General features: G+C 34.3%; 17 protein-coding genes and 1 riboswitch. Of the genes, 5 read left to right on the forward strand and 12 right to left on the reverse strand.

The features are described from left to right. The first annotated feature begins 120 nt into the window (after positions 1-120). The 4 genes from NX902_RS21920 (at position 121) to NX902_RS21935 (ending at position 4,024) form a co-directional block, all read left to right on the forward strand. Positions 121-933 (forward strand): hypothetical protein, encoded by an 813-nt coding sequence (locus tag NX902_RS21920; protein ID WP_047941941.1) that lies wholly within the window; start codon positions 121-123, stop codon positions 931-933. A 406-nt stretch (positions 934-1,339) separates the two neighbouring features. Then, positions 1,340-1,690 (forward strand): hypothetical protein, encoded by a 351-nt coding sequence (locus NX902_RS21925; protein WP_152680008.1) that lies wholly within the window; start codon positions 1,340-1,342, stop codon positions 1,688-1,690. A gap of 533 nt (positions 1,691-2,223) precedes the next feature. Further along, a riboswitch (purine riboswitch) is annotated at positions 2,224-2,325 on the forward strand. 73 nt (positions 2,326-2,398) lie between these two features. Further along, complete coding sequence (locus NX902_RS21930; protein ID WP_095332711.1) at positions 2,399-3,472, forward strand: guanine permease; 1,074 nt, start codon at positions 2,399-2,401, stop codon at positions 3,470-3,472. A gap of 18 nt (positions 3,473-3,490) precedes the next feature. Then, entirely contained in the window at positions 3,491-4,024 is a 534-nt protein-coding gene (locus NX902_RS21935) for a phosphoribosyltransferase family protein (protein ID WP_341160991.1), read from the forward strand. 175 nt (positions 4,025-4,199) lie between these two features. Here NX902_RS21935 and NX902_RS21940 read toward each other — a convergent pair whose 3' ends face one another. From NX902_RS21940 to NX902_RS21970, 7 genes are all read right to left on the reverse strand, one after another. After that, the gene (locus NX902_RS21940; protein ID WP_341161083.1) at positions 4,200-4,910 is read right to left on the reverse strand and encodes a transaldolase; all 711 of its coding nucleotides are present in this window, start codon (positions 4,908-4,910) and stop codon (positions 4,200-4,202) included. A gap of 24 nt (positions 4,911-4,934) precedes the next feature. After that, positions 4,935-6,320 (reverse strand): PTS ascorbate transporter subunit IIC, encoded by a 1,386-nt coding sequence (locus NX902_RS21945; RefSeq protein WP_341160992.1) that lies wholly within the window; start codon positions 6,318-6,320, stop codon positions 4,935-4,937. A 23-nt stretch (positions 6,321-6,343) separates the two neighbouring features. Further along, entirely contained in the window at positions 6,344-6,634 is a 291-nt protein-coding gene (locus NX902_RS21950; protein ID WP_123260377.1) for a PTS sugar transporter subunit IIB, read from the reverse strand. Between the two features lie 15 nt (positions 6,635-6,649). Then, on the reverse strand, positions 6,650-8,734 hold the full coding sequence (locus NX902_RS21955) for a BglG family transcription antiterminator (protein ID WP_341160993.1): 2,085 nt from the start codon (positions 8,732-8,734) through the stop codon (positions 6,650-6,652). Between the two features lie 2,023 nt (positions 8,735-10,757). Next, positions 10,758-11,852 (reverse strand): hypothetical protein, encoded by a 1,095-nt coding sequence (locus NX902_RS21960; RefSeq protein ID WP_341160994.1) that lies wholly within the window; start codon positions 11,850-11,852, stop codon positions 10,758-10,760. Positions 11,853-11,937: 85 nt separating this feature from the next. After that, positions 11,938-12,783, reverse strand: coding sequence for a C39 family peptidase (locus tag NX902_RS21965; RefSeq protein ID WP_341160995.1), 846 nt, complete (start codon positions 12,781-12,783; stop codon positions 11,938-11,940). 583 nt (positions 12,784-13,366) lie between these two features. Then, the gene (locus NX902_RS21970; RefSeq protein WP_341160996.1) at positions 13,367-14,227 is read right to left on the reverse strand and encodes a DUF6544 family protein; all 861 of its coding nucleotides are present in this window, start codon (positions 14,225-14,227) and stop codon (positions 13,367-13,369) included. 656 nt (positions 14,228-14,883) lie between these two features. On the opposite strand from NX902_RS21970, the gene NX902_RS21975 reads away from it, so the two are divergent. Then, a complete protein-coding gene (locus NX902_RS21975; RefSeq protein WP_341160997.1) occupies positions 14,884-15,045 on the forward strand; it encodes a hypothetical protein in 162 nt (53 codons plus the stop codon). A 319-nt stretch (positions 15,046-15,364) separates the two neighbouring features. Here NX902_RS21975 and NX902_RS21980 read toward each other — a convergent pair whose 3' ends face one another. The 5 genes from NX902_RS21980 to NX902_RS22000 form a co-directional block, all read right to left on the reverse strand. Then, positions 15,365-16,306 (reverse strand): sugar-binding domain-containing protein, encoded by a 942-nt coding sequence (locus tag NX902_RS21980; protein ID WP_144545786.1) that lies wholly within the window; start codon positions 16,304-16,306, stop codon positions 15,365-15,367. A gap of 82 nt (positions 16,307-16,388) precedes the next feature. Continuing rightward, on the reverse strand, positions 16,389-16,751 hold the full coding sequence (locus tag NX902_RS21985) for a PTS glucitol/sorbitol transporter subunit IIA (RefSeq protein ID WP_341160998.1): 363 nt from the start codon (positions 16,749-16,751) through the stop codon (positions 16,389-16,391). A 24-nt stretch (positions 16,752-16,775) separates the two neighbouring features. Next, positions 16,776-17,795, reverse strand: coding sequence for a PTS glucitol/sorbitol transporter subunit IIB (gene srlE / locus NX902_RS21990; protein WP_341160999.1), 1,020 nt, complete (start codon positions 17,793-17,795; stop codon positions 16,776-16,778). A 22-nt stretch (positions 17,796-17,817) separates the two neighbouring features. After that, positions 17,818-18,345, reverse strand: coding sequence for a PTS glucitol/sorbitol transporter subunit IIC (srlA, locus tag NX902_RS21995; RefSeq protein WP_341161000.1), 528 nt, complete (start codon positions 18,343-18,345; stop codon positions 17,818-17,820). Positions 18,346-18,365: 20 nt separating this feature from the next. After that, complete coding sequence (locus NX902_RS22000; RefSeq protein ID WP_341161001.1) at positions 18,366-18,752, reverse strand: transcriptional regulator GutM; 387 nt, start codon at positions 18,750-18,752, stop codon at positions 18,366-18,368. Positions 18,753-18,881 lie beyond the last annotated feature (129 nt).

Below are 18,881 nucleotides of genomic sequence, written 5' to 3' on the forward strand. Positions count from 1 at the left end.
AAAAGGTTAGACGCAATGATAAACTGTGAAGTAAATTTAAGGAGGGATAATGATGATGATAGAACGACATAAAGGAATTTTGATTGTTTTTTTCTATCAATAGTTTTTTTAGGATTCTCATTGGAAGCCTCAGCAGATACAAATTTTGATAGTTTATTAGTTGAAAAGGGATTCTCAAAAGAAGAGATACTGTCAATGAATGAGGAAACTAAAGAAAAACTTGCTACTTCGACAGGAGAAAAAGCAGATTATACTATTACAAAAAAGGAATATTATAATAGTTTAAATGGAAAAAAATATGAAGTAACAAATGAAAATCGAAATCAAATAAACGAACTGATTGAAAAAGATATCGCTAAATATAATAAAGAAAATAACATACCTATTAGCAATACAAAGACGTCATTAGCTAGTATTAATTCTTATGATAACGGAGATTATTATAATGATGATAAATTATCAGTTTCTGCATTTGTAGATAAGTCTTCAAGTAATGCAACTGAGTATTCATATCGTGCATTTTTAAATTTCACTTGGTCTGATTATGCTGATTTGCAGTGGACAGATAATGTCGCTATTGCCTGGGATAATAGATTTATTGGGGTTACAAATTCTCTAGATGGGTTTTATTCTTACCTTCATGTATTTAACAATAATTATGTCAGCGCTAAAATGGATACCTCACAAAATCTGTATGGTATAAGTGGGAAGTTCTTATTACCTAATACATACTTTATGACTGGTGGACTTAGTCAAGATATAAAAGTTCCCGTTAAATTTAAAAATGAGACTGGAAAATTTCAAGCTAAGTATATTCATTCATTAATTCCTTTCACTGGAGCCGTAAGTATTGGAAAGGCGTCTGTAAATGTACCTACTGGTTGGTTATGTCAAGAGTTTGTATTAGATTTTAATATTAAAATTGGTAATTAACAAATAATTTTCTTACACACAATTTATAGGTTTTATTTTTTCAGAGATTAAACTTGAGACTAATAAAGTATTTAAAAGGAAAGGAGGATTTATGTATTTAATTATAGCCAGCTCCATCTATTTCCTTCTATGTACTTCTGTTTTTATTCTTCAGAAGAAAAAAAGTTCTATTCTTTTTTTGAAGCTAACATTCATATACATTATTACATTTGTTTCGTTTAAAACAGAATCTATTACTATACCAATAGGAATAATACTTGGAATAATCTTTCTATTCTTAGTCAAAAAGGATAAAAAAATAGTGCTTTTCTCATTAATTTTTGGGATTTTAACTAACACTTTGCTTCATTTTTTTATTCCTCCTATTTCGATAGACCATCTCGCTGAATCTACGGAGGTTTATGAAGTGGTGAAGAAATTTAATGAAGTAGAATATGTTAAAACGTTCTTAGAAAAAGAAGAAATACAATTAGATATTAAAAAATTTGTAGATAGTGATTTAGATATTCCTTATTTCATGCTAGTCTCTTATATTCTTATCGATAATGGTGTTACTGTTAATGGAAGAGAAGAGCTTATGTCTACTCCTCATGAAAGGCATTTATCAGGTACTAAAATAACAACAAAAGACAAGGCAGAAGAAATATATTTGAATTATAATGGAATAGATTACATTGGTCTCTTTGAATACTCAAAAAAAGAACCCTATTTAAAAGTAGTAGTAAGAGGCAGTGTTAAGAAAGGATTGGTAGATTAATGGTGTAATATTTATAAGGGCGCTAATCCAAGAAGGACTAGCGCCCGATCTATTATATCTTTTTTATCCTATATAAAGTTAGTAGACTTAATAATTACCATTTGGTCCTATAGATTTATATTTTGATAAGACTAGGACCAACCTCTCCGCAGAAATGAAAGGCGGTGAAATTTTACGAAGAGGAAAATTGATATGCTTCCTGTCAAATAGACCAATTGATTTCCTGCTATGCAATTTTTACTTTAAATAAAATAAAAATTCGTCCCTATACTTATTGCAGTTTTTATTTTCCCACCCCTAATACAAGCAATTCAAGAAAACGACAGGTAAAGGATTAGTGTACTTAATTATTATTTTTAACGGCCTAATTCAACCATATCAATACAGATATGAGATTTTTTATAACAATATTTGAGTCCATTATTCGAACTACTTTATTCTATCCTTCAGCAGATTCTACCGCTAAAAGAAGTCACTATCTTCTATTTTTTCAAAATTTTTATTTAAAATACGAACTTTTTAAGTTACAATGTAAATATTGTACGTAAATAACCCGTATAATCCCGGTAATATGGTCTGGGAGTTTCTACAGAGTGGCCATAAATCACTCTACTATGGACGGAAAATTTCTTTTTCTAGAAACCGTTCTAATTTGCTGAACGGTTTTTTTCTATAGGACATTGCGGGAAATAGTAAAGGAGAAGGAAAATGGAAGATATACTAAAAGACATACTAGCAGCATTAAGTGTTGTATTAAATGGATTGCCCCAAGGGTTACTGGCTCTATCTTTTGGCTTTGCGTCCGTGCCAACCGCACTTGCCTTTCTTGTAGGTGCTGCTGGGAATAGCTTAACAAGCAATGTTGCCGTTATTTCCTTTCAGGCGGAAACCATAACAGTTGCAGGAACAATGGGGAAAAATATGTGCGAACGGCTCTCTTCCATCTTTTTTGGTGCCTTTTTATTAGTTATTATAGGTGCTTTTGGATTGATGGAACAAATCGTTGCCTGGATTGGTCCTGTTATTACAAATGGGATGATGGCTGGTGTTGGTTTTATGCTTGCAAAGGTTGCCTGGGATATGGCAAAAAACGATCGATTGATTGGGGTCACTTCATTCGCTAGTGCCTTATTAACCTATATTATTTCAAAAGACTTAGTATATACCATCACTGTTTCTGTGCTGCTTTCTAGCATTGTCTATCATTTCACTAAAAAAGAATCTGCCACTGTAACAAATATGCTAACAGAAGATAAATTTAAGCTCCAAAAGTTTATTCTCAACCCTTCTGTTATTCGCGGGGCACTCGCTCTTGTTTGTTTGAATATTGGTGCTAATATTGCCTTTGGAAAAATCAATGGAGAAATCGCCGGAGCAAATGTAAATATTGACACGCTAACGATTATTAGTAGTTTAGCAGATATGGTCTCTTCTCTATTTGGTGGAGGACCTGTGGAAATCATTATTTCCGCTACTGCCTCTGCTCCCCATGCAGTATGGGCAGGAGTTCTAACAATGGCCATCATGGCAGCGATCCTGTTCTTCAAACTTTTGCCGAAGATTGGAAAATATGTACCTAGTTCATCCATTGCCGGTTTCCTTTTCGTCTTAGGGGCGATTGTGACATTACCAGGCAATGCAACAGCTGCACTAACTGGTACAGAAGCTAGTTCCCCTATTGTTGGAGCCATTACTATCATCGTAACAGCCATTGCCGATCCATTTTTAGGGTTATTAGCTGGCGTTGTGATGGAATTTTTACTAGGACTCTTTGGAGTTTAAGAAAAAGGAGAATTTATGATGGAGACTTATTCACTTACTGTTGCCGGAGTAAAAAGAGAGTTACCGATTATCCCTATTTCAAATGATTTAAAGATTGCAAGCTTTGTTATTTTAGGCGATACAGAAATCGTCGTTGCAGCCGCTTCCCTCTTAGCTGAGCAATTGAAAGACATCGATTATTTAGTAACAGCTGAGGCAAAAGGAATTCCCCTCGTCCATGAATTATCGAAACAACTAAACATGCCAGAATATATCGTTGCTCGAAAAAGTGTAAAACCCTATATGGACGAACCACTAATTAATCAAGTCGTGTCCATTACCACCCAAAAAGAACAATTACTCTGTTTAGATGGAAAAGACGCCGCCAAGATTAAAGGAAAACGCATTGCCATAATTGATGATGTCATTAGCACCGGGGAATCGATACGAGCACTCGAGGAACTCGTTACCAAAGCAGGAGGAATCATTGTTTCAAAAGCTGCCATTCTTGCTGAAGGAGATGCTGCAGAAAGAGATGATATCGTTTATTTAGAGAAGTTGCCTGTGTTTTAATAGGTTGGGATACAGAGGATGTTTTTTGTGAAAGATAAAAAAAATCGTGTCGTAAAAAGAGCCATTGGAACAAACATTGTTCTAATGGCTCTTCATTATTTTATTCACTTTAAAAACAACGCCGAACCTCTCCTCCAATACTCCCCCCAAAAAGAAAGCAGGAGGAACCGTCCCGCTAAATAATGGAATACCCTAATTCTTGTACGTCTTTATTAAACATTTTTACTGTATCGAGGGATATAGTTTTTAGGTCTCTTCCTACGTTTGCTAGTTTGTTAAGGATGTCTGGGGAGCAGGTGATGATCGAGCAGCCACATGCGTCTGCTTGCATGATGTTTAATAGCTCTCTCGAACTGGCCCATAATAGCTCCGTTCCTTCTTTTTTGTTGCATATTTTGGCGGCTTCTTTCATAGTGGGGATAGGATCAATTCCCGAATCTGCAATTCTGCCGGCGAATACGGAAACGATATTCTTTGTTCCAGATTTGAAGGCTTGAACCGTTTCTTCGACTTGGTCTAGTGTTAAAATGGCTGTAATGTTTAATTGCATTCCTTTACTGGATAGTTTTTGGATTAAGGGAATAGATGACTGCCCCATCGAATTAGTAATTGGTATTTTAATATAGACATTTTCTCCCCAGCTATCTATCTTTTCTGCTTCTTTTTCCATGATGGCAAAGTCATCGGAAAATACTTCAAAAGATATTGGCAAATCTGGTATATGGTGAAGTGCTTCGACTGCAAATGCTTCATAGTCTTGAATACCAGCTTTTTTCATTAGACTTGGATTTGTCGTAAATCCACGGATGATTCCACTTTTATATGCTGCTAACATATCAGCTAATACTGCTCCATCTGCATAGATTTTGACGTTTAATTGATCGATTAATTTATCCATTCTGCTTCACTCCTACATATTGGTATCTTCATCGACATGATTGATCGTAACGGTTTTCGTTTTAATAAAGTTTGGAATAATTAAAATGAGTACTAGCAAAAAGACAATCGCGTAGATGCCAGCTGTGGTAAATAGGTTTCCTGCTTGCCCAAGAAGTATCCCAATTAGAGCAAAATCCACATCACCGAACGTAGAATTAGCAAAGCCTAAATCTCCTAATACAGGGAGAAGTAATGCAGGTAAGAAGGTTAGTGCCAACCCATTTACAAAAGAACCAAGCATTGCTCCTTTTCTTCCGCCTGTTGCATTTCCATAGACACCAGCAGTAGCTCCACAGAAAAAATGAGGAACGAGCCCTGGAATAATTAATACACCGCCAGCAAATCCAAGAATGAGCATTCCAATAATTCCTCCTGCAAAGCTACAGATAAAGCCAATGATTACCGCTGTTTGTGCATACGGGAAGAAGACGGCACAATCTACTGCTGGAACTGCATTTGGGATTATCCTTGTAGCAATTCCTTGGAAGGACGGAATAAGGTCTGCAAGAATCATCCGCACCCCGTTATAAACGATTGTTACACCAATGGCAAATTTCAAAGCACTCATAATAGCAAATAAATAAGGGGACACCCCGTCCGATAGGGTGTTAACAAATTCTGAACCAGCTGCGATTGCTGCTATAAGATAAATAACACACATCGTTAGTGCCGTAGATAAGGTTGTATTTCTTAAAAAGGACCATTGCTCCGGAATATTAATTTTCTCCGTACTATCCTTTGGACTTCCCACAAACTTTCCAACCCATGCAGACAGATAGTATCCGATGCTCCCAAAATGGCCCATCGCAATATCATCCCCATCCGTAACTTTTAATGTATATTTCTGCCCGATTGCTGGGGAAATCGCACTCCATGCGCCTAAAATAAAGCCACCGATCATAACGAGTAATGCTCCTGATAAACCAGATGCACCTAGCACTGCGGATAACAAGCAAGCCATGAAAAAGCTATGGTGACCGGTTAGAAATACATATTTGTACTTTGTAAACCTTGCTATGACGATATTAAGAATGAGACCTAGTAATAAAATCGACATCGTTTCTACACCAAGCATTTTTTGAGCGGTAGCAACTACTGCTTCATTATTGGGAACAACCCCTTGGATGTGAAAACCTTTTTCTATCATTGCTCCCAATGGCTCCAGATTGGCAACAATAAAGGATGCACCTGCACTCAGCATAATATAGCCGAGAATAGGACCAAGTGTACCGGTTAAAACTTTATGAAATGGTTTCCTCAATGCAACAAGGCCAATGAATGCAATTAACCCTATTAAAAGTGCTGGCTCTGAGAGAATATCCTTAAGAAATTCTAAAACATTTGTTAAAAAGCCCATTTTAAAGCCCCCTCAACCGTATGTTATTTTTTATTAGAAGCAACCTCTTGCAACACTTCCTGGACATCCGCTTTAATTTTCTTCTTATTTATATAGCTCCTTACCACACAAACTCTTTGCGCCGTGCCATCAAATTGTTTTGCTAATTCATCAATCGTCACGACTAAGTCACAGTTTCTTCCCTTGGCTCCGTTAAAGTCAGATGATTCGACTTGTGCTGGAATTCCCAATTCTGCACAAATTTCTTCTATCTTCATTTTCAACATTAAACTACTGCCAATTCCATTTCCGCAAACGGTTACAATTGTAATCATTGTTAAACATCTCCTTTATAATTCACTATAGCTTTGAATAAGCTCGAGAAATGATTCAGTTGCTGTCATTTCTATCATTTGGTCGATATTCTCCTCTTCCTCTAATAATTCTGTTAGCTGACTTAATGCTTTTAAGTGCGAATGATTATCTACAGCAGCCAATACAAAAATCAAGTGAACATTTTTATCTGGATCCTCTGGTGAAAAAGAAATAGGTTCGTGCAATTTAAGTAGACTCATGCCTAATTTTTTCACACCTTCTTCTGGTCTCGCATGTGGAATCGCTACATTTGGTGCGAGAACAACATAAGATCCCAGCTTTTCAATATTGGTAATCATTGCATCGATATAGCGTGGTTCTATCGCTTGTATGTCAAGCAATGGTGACGAAGCAACGCGAATTGCCTCCTGCCAACTATCCACCTTATCTTTTATCTGAATCATTTCTTGTTTTAATAGATCACTTATCACTGGTTTGTACCCCCTAAACTGAGCAGCAGTATGCCCCATTACTAAATCACAAAGTGCTTCATAGAGTCCATTTTCATTATGGATGGTCGTAAAAGGCTTGATGACTTCCATTATTTGATTAACGCTGACTCCTTTTAAATCCTTTTTCCTGAGAAAACGAAAATCAAATTCCTGAAGAATACGCGCTTTATCTAACGCTGTTAAAATAGGATTAACCATAATAATTGGTTTTGTTGTTTGAAAAGGAACGGTTGAAAACAACAAGTCAAATTCATCTTCCCTTTGGTAGTCATAGTCACTTAGGGAATAAATAGCTAGTATTTCTACCTCTGGCAAAAGCTTTTCTATCTGGTATTTGAGCATATTAGATGTTCCCATTCCATTCGGGCAAACAATGACTGCCTTTTTACGCAGATCCACTTGAATATTTGCCGCATCCACATAGGAACCAAAATGTAAGGTAATATAACCTGCCTCCTCCTCCGAAATAGGACAGTTTACGAATTCCTCTAATGGCTTGAGCGCCTTTTTTACTAACACAAACAAATCCGGAAATTCTTCCTTTATTTGCTTTAATAATGGATTGACGATAGGAATATGAAATAACATTCGATAGTAAGCCGGTCTAATATGATAATAAAGAGAGTGAGCTAACTCCTTCTGATTGGAAATCGACACACAGGCTAGCAGTTCGAATTCTTGAATGATTACTTGTGTCAACGCATATAATTGCCTTTCCATTAAGAATGAAGCTTCGTTTAGATGGCTATCCTTGCATTGCAATCCTATCAGAACGCTTGTTATATAAAGGTGTTCATCAGTCTCCTTTGAAATGCCAAGCTTGGTAACTTTTTCAGAAATAACCTTATACTCGCTTAAGTTCGCAATGATTTCTCTCCTATCATCTGGATAGAAAATACTGCCTCCTTTTTGTATTCTCAATAGAAGAAAAAGTAGAAAGACGATTACTTCTTGGACCTTTTCTTCAACGTATTTAATGCCAAGCTGTTTTTCCATTTCTGCTATAATAGCAGAAATCTTTTTGTGACTATGTTCATAAGCCCCTTGGCCATTTTCTTGATTGTATAAGTCCTTTAATAGCTCAGATCCTTCCTCATAACGTATAAATTCCGAAATGCAAAGCATCATGAGAAACCTTATATTACCTTCCTCCCCAACCAATTCGTAACCATGCCTTCTTGTATACTTAATAATTACATGATATTGTTCAGCGAGCTTAGATGCTTCTTTAATAGAAGTAAGGACCGTATTTTTGCTTACCTTAAGAAGATCAATGAAGTGATTCACAGACACATATTCTGTATTCGTAAATATTTTTAATAGAATTAACCCTTTTCTTTCCGTTGGTGAAGCAATATAAGTATTTGTCTTTACGACCGGTATCTTTCCTTCTTCCTGTTCCTTCCATTGATTAGGAAAGATTAACCCTTTTGAACGATCATTTTTAATAGGGGGCATCCCCTGATCTATTAACCAATTATTGATTTTCTTTACATCATACGTAATTTGTCGCCGTGTACATCCTAACTCCTTTTCTAATCTCTTGATTCTTTGAGGACCATAATTTTTTAATACCTGTAATAAAGCAGCCGCCCTCTGATCCAACATCTTCCTACCTCCTTCTACGTACAGTATAAAATATTCCAACGAAAGAAAGCGTATTCATTTAGTCCGAATTGTGGCTAGTTCGTTTGAACAAGATTGGATTGATTTTGGGGTCTATTGTTTTTTACTTATATGGAGCTTACTTAATTAAAGAATTGACTATATAATAATAATCACGTTAGTTTGACATAATTATGCCGAGGGAGATGCAATAGAAAAAGAGGAAACTATTTTGAGAAGCAAAGATAGAGCGAAGCAGGGAAAGGAATTCTTATAAAGTATTGACCATATGATCACTCCCTTGCCCCTTTTGATAAATATGGAATGCAGAAAGAAAATTTAGATCACAACGAACTCGTTCAGAGGTAATTGAAAAATTGATAAGCAATTAGAGGAATTAAAAAATCGTGTAATACAAACAGCCATTGGAACAAACATTGTTCTAATGGCTGTTCATCAACTTTAGTGAAACATTCTTGTTAAATCAGCTTATTCGAGGTGTCCCCGTGCCTTAGATTTCTACACTTCTTTACTCAATTCCAACATTAATCTTTACACAAATAATATCCTCTTTTTTGACAATTGAATTTTAGAATTAATTCCACGGAAGAATTCGGTAAATTATTTAAACCGTGTATTTTTTACAAAAGAGGGATTTGAAAACTTGACAAAAGTTAATCCGAAGTATTTTGAGACATTATTAAATGAGACTATAATTAATGGAGTGGAGTTAATATACAAACTGTATAGATACAATAAAGTGTTAAATCAGTTATTAAGACTAAATTCAGATAAACTTGGGAGAAGTTTAAGAGCATTTACTGGTAAAGAATAATTGTAACTTTATACTTTCTATGTAGTCATATCTGGAAAGGACTCAGCAAAAGTCTGAAATGTGCATTCAAGAAATGACCATCGTTATAATATGCGGCAGAAGTTAAGAAAAGTAATGATCGTTATCTAATCAATATATATTGCCAAAAGTGGAAAACTCTATTTATGGCTACAATTCCCTCAAAGAGAGTTTTCCATTACTACAAAATATTATTCTTGTAATTATAATAACTACCAATATTTATTTCCTCTTTTACATTTCCTGTGTTTGAAACATTATTTCCGTCTTTAATTCTCTTAGAATTATCGATTAATTTTGAGATTGGGTATCCGCTAGTTGTATCTCCTAGTAGCTATTTAAGAGCTACTCCTTAATTTTTAACAAGACACTCCTTGCAATCCAATTATCCTCCCTAAAACATTCCGTAAAACAAATTATTCGGACCATCACTTGACCATACCTTTTGTACCAAAACACAGTTTTTCTAAATTGAATTTTTCAGATATATAAATAAATGATCTGTTGCCTACCAATTTATTTAATGAATATACTACTAAAAAATATTAAATTGGATTGGCAAGCTAAAATCAACCCCACTGTCAAATTCGATGATACTTATAATGCCTTACAAATGATGCTATTTCTTTTTTAAGGAATGAATGAAAGAAGTGGAATTTTTTACATAGAGAATATTTGCAGTCAGCAGTTTATCAATATATTAGAATGAATTCATTATATTCAAAAATTCTTTTGGTTGTGCTATTAAAAATTTGATAATGTTGTCTTTTAATTCTGAGAAATCCATGATATTATTCACTTACACGCAACTTTATTCTTTCTCCTTGTTTCTCGGCAATTCAAGTATAAAAGAATTTGAAAGTTACATAATTCTTATTTTTAAATTATAAGTTGATAATGTATAAATAATTAATTCTTATTTTATTACTCTCTCTTTTTTCTAAGTGACATAACATTAGAAATCAAAACCACAATGATAATTACAATTCCAGGTAGTATCTGCTAAACTATTCACGCCCTTCATAAATGGCATTCCTTGCATAAGCTCTCCGGAACCCATGAAAGTAAAGCGAATTTCTTGTTTTATAAACTCGGCCTTTATTCCTAACCAGTTTTTATCCTCGCTCAGTTTATAAAACTGCTAGAAACAGGTAAATCTAGCAGAAATACAATTTATTCCGGTAACTTAGATGTTATAATCAGTTTCTCATCTTTATTTTTCGTCTCTATTTTCATTAAATAAACTCCATTATTAGCCGCCATATCAAAAATATCATTATCTTCAATTTCCCCAATTTTTTTTATATTCCCATTATCAATTTGATATTTTTGGAAATAGTTACTAACACCAGTACCAACAAAAACATGATTGCTACCATCCACTCGTAGTCCATTAACTTCCATATACTTACTTGAGAATTCTTTTGCCTTTTTCGTTTGTGTATCGAAAAGAACCAATTTATTGTCTGCAAAAGACTCAGTAAAGAAAGCTAAGTAAACAATTTGGTGATCATTTAATAATTCTCCCCAGCCAATCTTCTTATGAGGACTTTGGAATTCTTCTAACTTATGCGTTGAAATATTATATAAATAACAGTAGCTTTTTCCTTCCCTTATATCTGTGAAAAGGATTTTTCCATCTTGAACGGATAAAAATGCATTATCAAGAGTATGTGTTTTTAGATTAAAAACAGTTTTATTACGTTGTGTCTTTAAATCTCTTATCATAACATAAGATTGATTTTTATTTTGATCAAAATATATCCATGCTAGATAATTATCAGCTAACACAGGAAATTCATTTTTGATCGACTTATCGTTTTCCTTTGTGATCGGCTCAATTTCCCTTGTTTTTGTATTCATGATATATATGTTTTTCTGATCCCCAAAATCATCACTGTCTACCCATGTAACCCATTTATCATTAGCTTTTAGCCCTTGAATAGAAGAACTATCGAATTTTGTTGTGAATAGTGTTTCAACTTTATTAGTTTTTCTGTTGTATTCGATGATTTTATTAGCCATTCCTGAAGGGCTGTTATCAGCTGCACTCATATAAACATTGTCTTTGTAAGCAGCATAGGATGATATTTCTTTATAGGGTAAATTCACATTCACATCAAAATCTTTATCATAAATCTGAGTCTTTTCCAATGATTTAGAATTTGTTGCTGATGTCTTTTTTGTTTGAAGCAAATGATTGCCATAAAATACGATAAATATAAGTACTAGTATAGTTATTAATATAAATGTATTTTTTCTCGTCATTACGCCCCTCCTTCTTCAATATACAAATTTTTGATTAAAATATAATACGAAAGGTTGTAAGATTCTCACAACCTTTAATGTAATATTACCAAACCATAACGGGGTTAGAACCCTTTGTCTCTTTGTCAGCTTCATATACTGCTCGAGCTACCCCTTTTTTTGAAACTGTTGTCTTTAATTTGGACCAATATGTTCCCCCTTTTGTAAATTCAGTGTGATGATTTGGATCAACTAAACGAAATTCATCTGCATTTTTATCATACCCGCTTACTGTAACATAGTGCCTATATTTTGTCCCTCTATATTGTTCTATAAAATCAGTTCTCGTTAATAGAATTGGTGCAGTTTTCTTATTCCGTAATGTTGTCTTTACCCGAGTTTCTAATTTTACTGCTGGCTTTGAATATTTAGCGATATTCCCAACAATATAGGGGTTCCCACTAAATTTATACACATATTTATATTTATTAAGACCATCAGCTAAAAATGTAGATTTTGTACCACCACCGTTGGGGAGAGTACCTATTGTGTTTCCGAAATGCTTTTGACTCGGAAGTTTTTCAGAACTACCACTTTTCAATTTATGAAAACTTAGAGATTGTCTACCAGCAGCTACTCCGCAAAAGTTACTATACTGCTGCTTATTATATTTAACAGAAATCGTGTAATGCTCATTGGTTTTAGCAGCTAACTTCGACATAGCTTGTTTCTTTTGAAAGGCCTGTTCTTCTCTTTCAGTTTGTTTATCTCTTTTCTCTTCCAGAGAGTTATAATAATCTTCATTTTGAATATAATTTGGATCATTTAATGCGGCACCCGTACTAATATCATTATTCGCTTTGGATTCAGTTTCAGCAAATACAGAAATTGGTATTATCGAAGCAGTACTTATAATTGTTACTAAAACTAATTTTATTAATTTTTTATTCATATTATCTTCTCCTCATAAATTTTATTGTTAAATATATCCTAATAATACCATAATATAGAATTCAGAGAAGAATTTTTTCCTTTTTATAGAAATAGTAGCAAGTATTTTGTACCCTACAGAAATTTATTGAAGGAAATTTTATAATACTCGTATATTTGCTGAACCACACAAAAAACTTCGAATCTTTTAATCTCGAAGTTTTTAACTAACTATATTTCTCTAAACATTATTTTACTTTCCGTTTACTCTGATTCTTTCATCATATAAATAATTTCTTCAATCGAAAGTGCATCCATTATTTACACTAAATAAAAAAGGTGAGTCTCTTTAAATCCTCATATTCACTAGCAAGTTTCTACTTTTTGATAAATAATTGTTCTGCAGATAAAAGATTACCTGTTAATCTTATTTTGAAAAGTAACTTCACTTTGTTCAAAAGAAAAAGTAAAGTTTTGTAGTGCTTTTCTTTTTTATAGGGTAAAAATCCTTTCCGTTCTGCTGAAAAAAACTCTCGCTTAACGATGCCAAGCAATCTGGTTCTCCATAACATAATTAACTTATGGCTTTACAGAGTAATCCACTCTTACTTATATACTGACGGCTTATTAAATTCTATATCTTCTATTTCACATTCAAACCAGTTAAAATTACAATTTTCTTCGTACCAAATAATAACTGATTTATTAGGAATGCGAATCCCTGCAAACTCTTTAAATTCCAGGTTTTCACCACCCCAATCACTAAGGATATACTTTCCATTTACATCCTTATACCTTTTCCCTAAAAAGCGAAGGACATCTCCTCTTTCATTAAAATAAAAACACCCGGAAACAATATTTCCCTTGTATTCTATCGTAGCCTTTGCTGTATTTTCACCAACTTCTTCCCATTTTATATATGGGCTTAGGGCTGCAGATGGAAACCACATCATTTCGGCAAGGAATCTCATCATAGTTCCTGAGTTAATCTCTGGCCCTTCAGAATTAACAACAGGAATTGCAGATAGCAGCTTAATATCCATTTTACCTTTACCATCTCTATATGTATCTAGACCCGACAGTTGAACAAAAGGTGCCATTTTAACCTTTGCAATCCAAACGAACTCTGGACTGTGTACATTAAAGTACTGCACGGCTTGTGTAGGCATCCAAGGACCACCTTTTTTTATTCGCATCCTACCTTTTTGTTTTAAACGAACAGATATTATTTGCTGTTTTCCTATTACCTTCGAATTTCTTAACCAATTTTGTACTGTGCATGGTAAACCTGTAATGTCTTCTTCCTTGATTGTTTTTATGTCCTTTATATCAGCATTATTAAGGATTTTCTTTGCAATCTTTTTAGCCTCTATTTCAAATAATATGCGGCCTATTTTTGAAATGATAAACAATAGGAATAATATTAATAAAACAAGGATTAATAGTACCAAAACCCACTTTTGCATAAAATACCTCCCTCTTCCAAGCTTTGTCTATATGATATCAAATGTCAAAACTTTACCTAAACGACAAAAGTCACTAAATTGATTTATGTTTGGAAGTGTTATAGCTTCCCCCATAAAGGATACCAGTAATAGGTATATTCAATTACTTTTTCATATTCATTCTATTGAGATAAGTGTGTTCATAAGTAAGTGATAATCTTGAATATTTGACTTTTGAAGAACAATTACTCTGTTTAGATGGAAAAGACGCCGCCAAGGAAAACGCATTGCCTTAATTGATGATGTCATTAGCACTGGAGAGTCGATACGAGTACTGGAGGAACTAGTTTTGCCAAAGCAGGGGTAACGTTGGTTCAGGAGCTGCCCTTCTTGCTGAGGGGGATGCAGAAGAAAGAGATGATATCGTTTATTTAGAGAAGTTGCCGGTGTTTTAATGGTGGATGTGGGGGATGGCTCTTTCTATTTCATCTTGTAAATGTCTACATTATTAATTTCCCCTACAACAGATAGTCAGTTTTCAATACCAGTTCATATTCACATGCGGTTCTTGCCATAAAACAAGAGCATACTTTTTATATTACTTTGCTAATATTGAAACCTATTAATCCATGAAGCGTATTACATATAATCCTACCAAAGAAAGGAGGGAATTCTTCATGGCTGGTAATTCAGGAAAACATCGTGATGGTGCGGTTAAAGGTCGTAGTCAGTTTAAAGGACCGAATGGCAATTATATCAAACGTGATACTAACACTGGAAGATTTATGGATCAGAAGACAACTGGTGGAAAATTTAAAGGCGTTCGTACTGAGAAATAAAATAGTTCACGGGCATCTATCCTAAGAGAGATAGATGCTTTTTTAAGTAAAATTATATACACAAACCTCTCGTGAAGTATTGCTGTTAAACAATATTATTTTAGGTGTAACTGTGATCTGAATTAACAGTCACTCAAAACTCTGCAATATTCAATCAAACCTCAAAATAAACATTTCCAATTCATGAAATAAACCGCGTCTGATGTCTAGGCTCCATAGACAACACCTTACTGTCCTCCTAATAAATTAAAAGAGGACAGCAGATATTTTCTCTAAAAGGAGACTTTTTAAGTAATTTCAAACCACCCTTCTAATCCCCTCAACTCTCCAATAATCTTGTAGCAATGGTATCGGTGGTAACTAGTACATTGATTAATTTATTATTTACCGCTACTTGGATTGCATTGAATTTTTCTTCGCCATAGGCAATGGTCATTACTGTTGGTATGGATTGAATTTCTTTTAAATTGATTCCTAGAACATGATGATTAATTGTGCAGTCTACTTCTTCACCAGATTGGTCAAAAAAGCGGGAATTAATGTCACCGATGACGTTATTTTCTTCAATTTCCTTTAAGTCATTTTGATTAAGGTAACCAATTCTTACCATTGTACTTTCCTTAAATGGGCTAGAAATTCCCACAAGTGCAATATCTACTTTTTTGCTTTCCTCAAAAACAGCATGGATTGTCGGGTTCTCTTGGAGGTCTTTTTTAATCTGTTCATTAGAAACTAATGCTGGGGCGTATAAATATTTCGCTTTTGCTCTCATCTTTCTTGCTAGGTCAAAACATAGCTGATTTGAATGAATATCTATATAGTCATCACCTATTCCACCTATTAAAGGAAATACGGTAAGATTGGATTGGTTCGTGTATGGATAATGATTTACGAGCCCTCTCAGTGATTCTCCCCATGAAATACCGATTGAATTTGCATGTTTAGATATTTCCTTTAAATATAAAGCTGCCTCTCTACTAATTGTTTTACTTACTTCATTATTTTCAACTTCCGAGGTATCTATAACGATTGCACGCTTCAGGTTATATTTAATTTCTAGTTTTCTTTCTAAATTCACTGTATAGGCATTTTTACTATTAATAATAATTTCTACAATACCCGCTTTTTTAGCATCAAGTAGGATTTTGGAAATCAATGACCGGGATACGCCAATTTTTCTCGCAATTTCCGCCTGTGTCATTCCTTCTTCATAGTACATTGTAGCTACTCTAACGAATTCCTTTTCTTCTAGTTGATTCATAGAATAGATCCTCCAACTAATTCTTTTATGATGTAAATATACCATAATGTAGGAAGGCCTAACAACACAGGCATAGAGGAACCTAATTATAAAAACGGATGGTATCCCCCTGATTTAATGTTGGATAAATTTTTGGTTCAGCCAATATTGCACCTGGCAAAATTTCATTTTTATCCATGCTAAAGTAAATAGAAATGTGTCCTAATTCAGTAAAATTCTTATTAGCGGCAGCTCCGACTTGGGTAATCGTATAAGTCTGATTTTCATTACCCACCATAAATTTCGTTCCCACCTTAAGGAATATATTAGGTTTAGTGACAAATTCATGAATAACAGAAATTGATTTTAACTCTGCTGTAGCCGTTGGTCCAAATAAAATCAAGACCATTTCTTCTGCAAATGAGGGAACTAATTCACCAATTTCGACTATTTTACTTTCGATCACCTAAAATCTCCTCCCATGATAAAATTAATACATGCCACTACTGAACACCCATGCAATTAGTACAGCTAACGCCCCTGTAATAACACGACTGTACAGGATAGCTGGTACTCCAACTTGTACAATTTCAGGCTTAGCTTCTCCAAGTGATAAACCAACCGGGATAAAATCACAACCTGCTTGTGCATTAATCGCAAATAGTGCTGGTAATGCATAAGTTACCGGAATTGATCCAGCAGCAATTTGTGTCCCAATCAGCACTCCAACAACCTGTGCAATAACAGCACCTGGTCCTAAGATTGGAGATAAGAATGGCAAACTACAGATAAAAGCAATAACAATCATGCCATGAATCGAATCAGAAATGGGTGCTAATAAATTGGCGATCATATCTCCCACACCAGTGTAGTTAATAATACCGATTAACACACTGATGAATGCCATGAATGGAATAATGTTTTTAAGTAGCATCTCTACAGCGTCACGCCCTGCTTGATAGAATACTCCCATAATCTTTCCGATTCCTCTAGAAAATTTAATCAAGATACTATCCTTTTTCTGATTGTTTACATTCCGTTCTATTTTCGATTTTGTATATTTTTTATCAACTAGTTCTTCTCTTGATTCTGTTGTTTGAGCTGTTTGAACTTCCGGTTTTGTCACTATTTCATCTGAAGCTTCTTCGATTACTTCTATATCATTTAGTGTAACACCAGAAACAAAAATATCTTCCGTAATATATTGAGACAATGGTCCAGATGGTGATGATGGTAACACATCGACAGTTGGTATTCGTTTCATAGGATAAACACCAATACGTGCCGTTCCGCCACAATCTATAACGGCAGCCATCACTTCACTTTCTGGCACAGAATTTGTAAATCCATCCACTACTTCTGCTCCACTCAAGTCGGATATTTTTTTAGCAACTGGATGAATTCCACCACCAGTTATAGAAATAACTTTATTCTTCTTCCCAGCTGGTTCTAGTTCAAGGCCTGCTCCCCATCCACCTGGACCCTTTTTAACAAGAACTTTTTTATACATAGTTTATGACCTCCATTTATGATTAAAGAGTAATTCCTTCTCGTTTTATTAAGAATTTAGTAATGATTTCTGTGATAACGCCTCTCACTAAAACGACAACAATACCGCATAGGAAATAACGAACTGCTAAACTGCCTTGATCGTAACCGGCTTGCATCACACCATTTGCAATTCCTAAATAAACAAACAGTTCACCAGCATTCGCATATGGGAATAGTCCTGTAACAGGATGTAAGAAAGTAACTACAGAATCATAAAATGCAGGTTTTTCTTCTTCTTTAACAAATTTACCAAATGTATAAGCCATGGGATTAGTTAATAATAGTACGGATAAAACAGGCATAACAGTATATCTTAAAATCATATATTTAGCACTTGCTTGTATCGCTCGATTTACTCGCTCTTCCCCAATAATAGCAATTAATGAATAAGTAAATGTTAGTAGAACAATCAATAGAGGGACAATTCCAGTCATAAATCCCATAAATGTCTCTCCACCTGCTTCAAACAAACCAATAAAATTTTTCCCAAACCACTCAATAAATTTCATTTAGAATCCTCCCCCAAAAATTATAAAGTAATCGCTTGCATTCTTTTTATTACTAACTGTTTAAATGCCCTTTTCTTAAGTCTAGATTTTTCCTGATCCATTAGTGAAACCAACTCATTATCTAATTTTTCTCCATCAAATTTTTCGAATCTCTTAAACTTCGAAAATATAGTTAAACCACTATAAAAATACAACTCCATAATTACTCCGTTTGGATCAGTTACAACCACTATTACGGCTGAAGTAAATAAATGTTTAGCAACATCGGTTAATAAATCATATCCTTTATTCCCCCTATACTTTTTGGCAAGGTTCCTAACAAACCTGTTATAATATTGCACTTGATAGAGGCTAAATACCGATTGTAACAATAGTATAGTGGTGGCCAAAATAGCAATACTCCCCATAAGAATCCCTCCTTTTTATTAAGCCCTTCCTAATCTTTTGAATAGGAAGGGACTTAACTCATTCTAAGGTGATTTTTACACGCAGGTTTCATTTGACTAATATCCTTAAATATAATAGTGAAAATTCCG

It is taken from the genome of Niallia sp. FSL W8-0954 (assembly GCF_038005605.1).
Taxonomy (GTDB): domain Bacteria; phylum Bacillota; class Bacilli; order Bacillales; family Cytobacillaceae; genus Niallia; species Niallia circulans_A.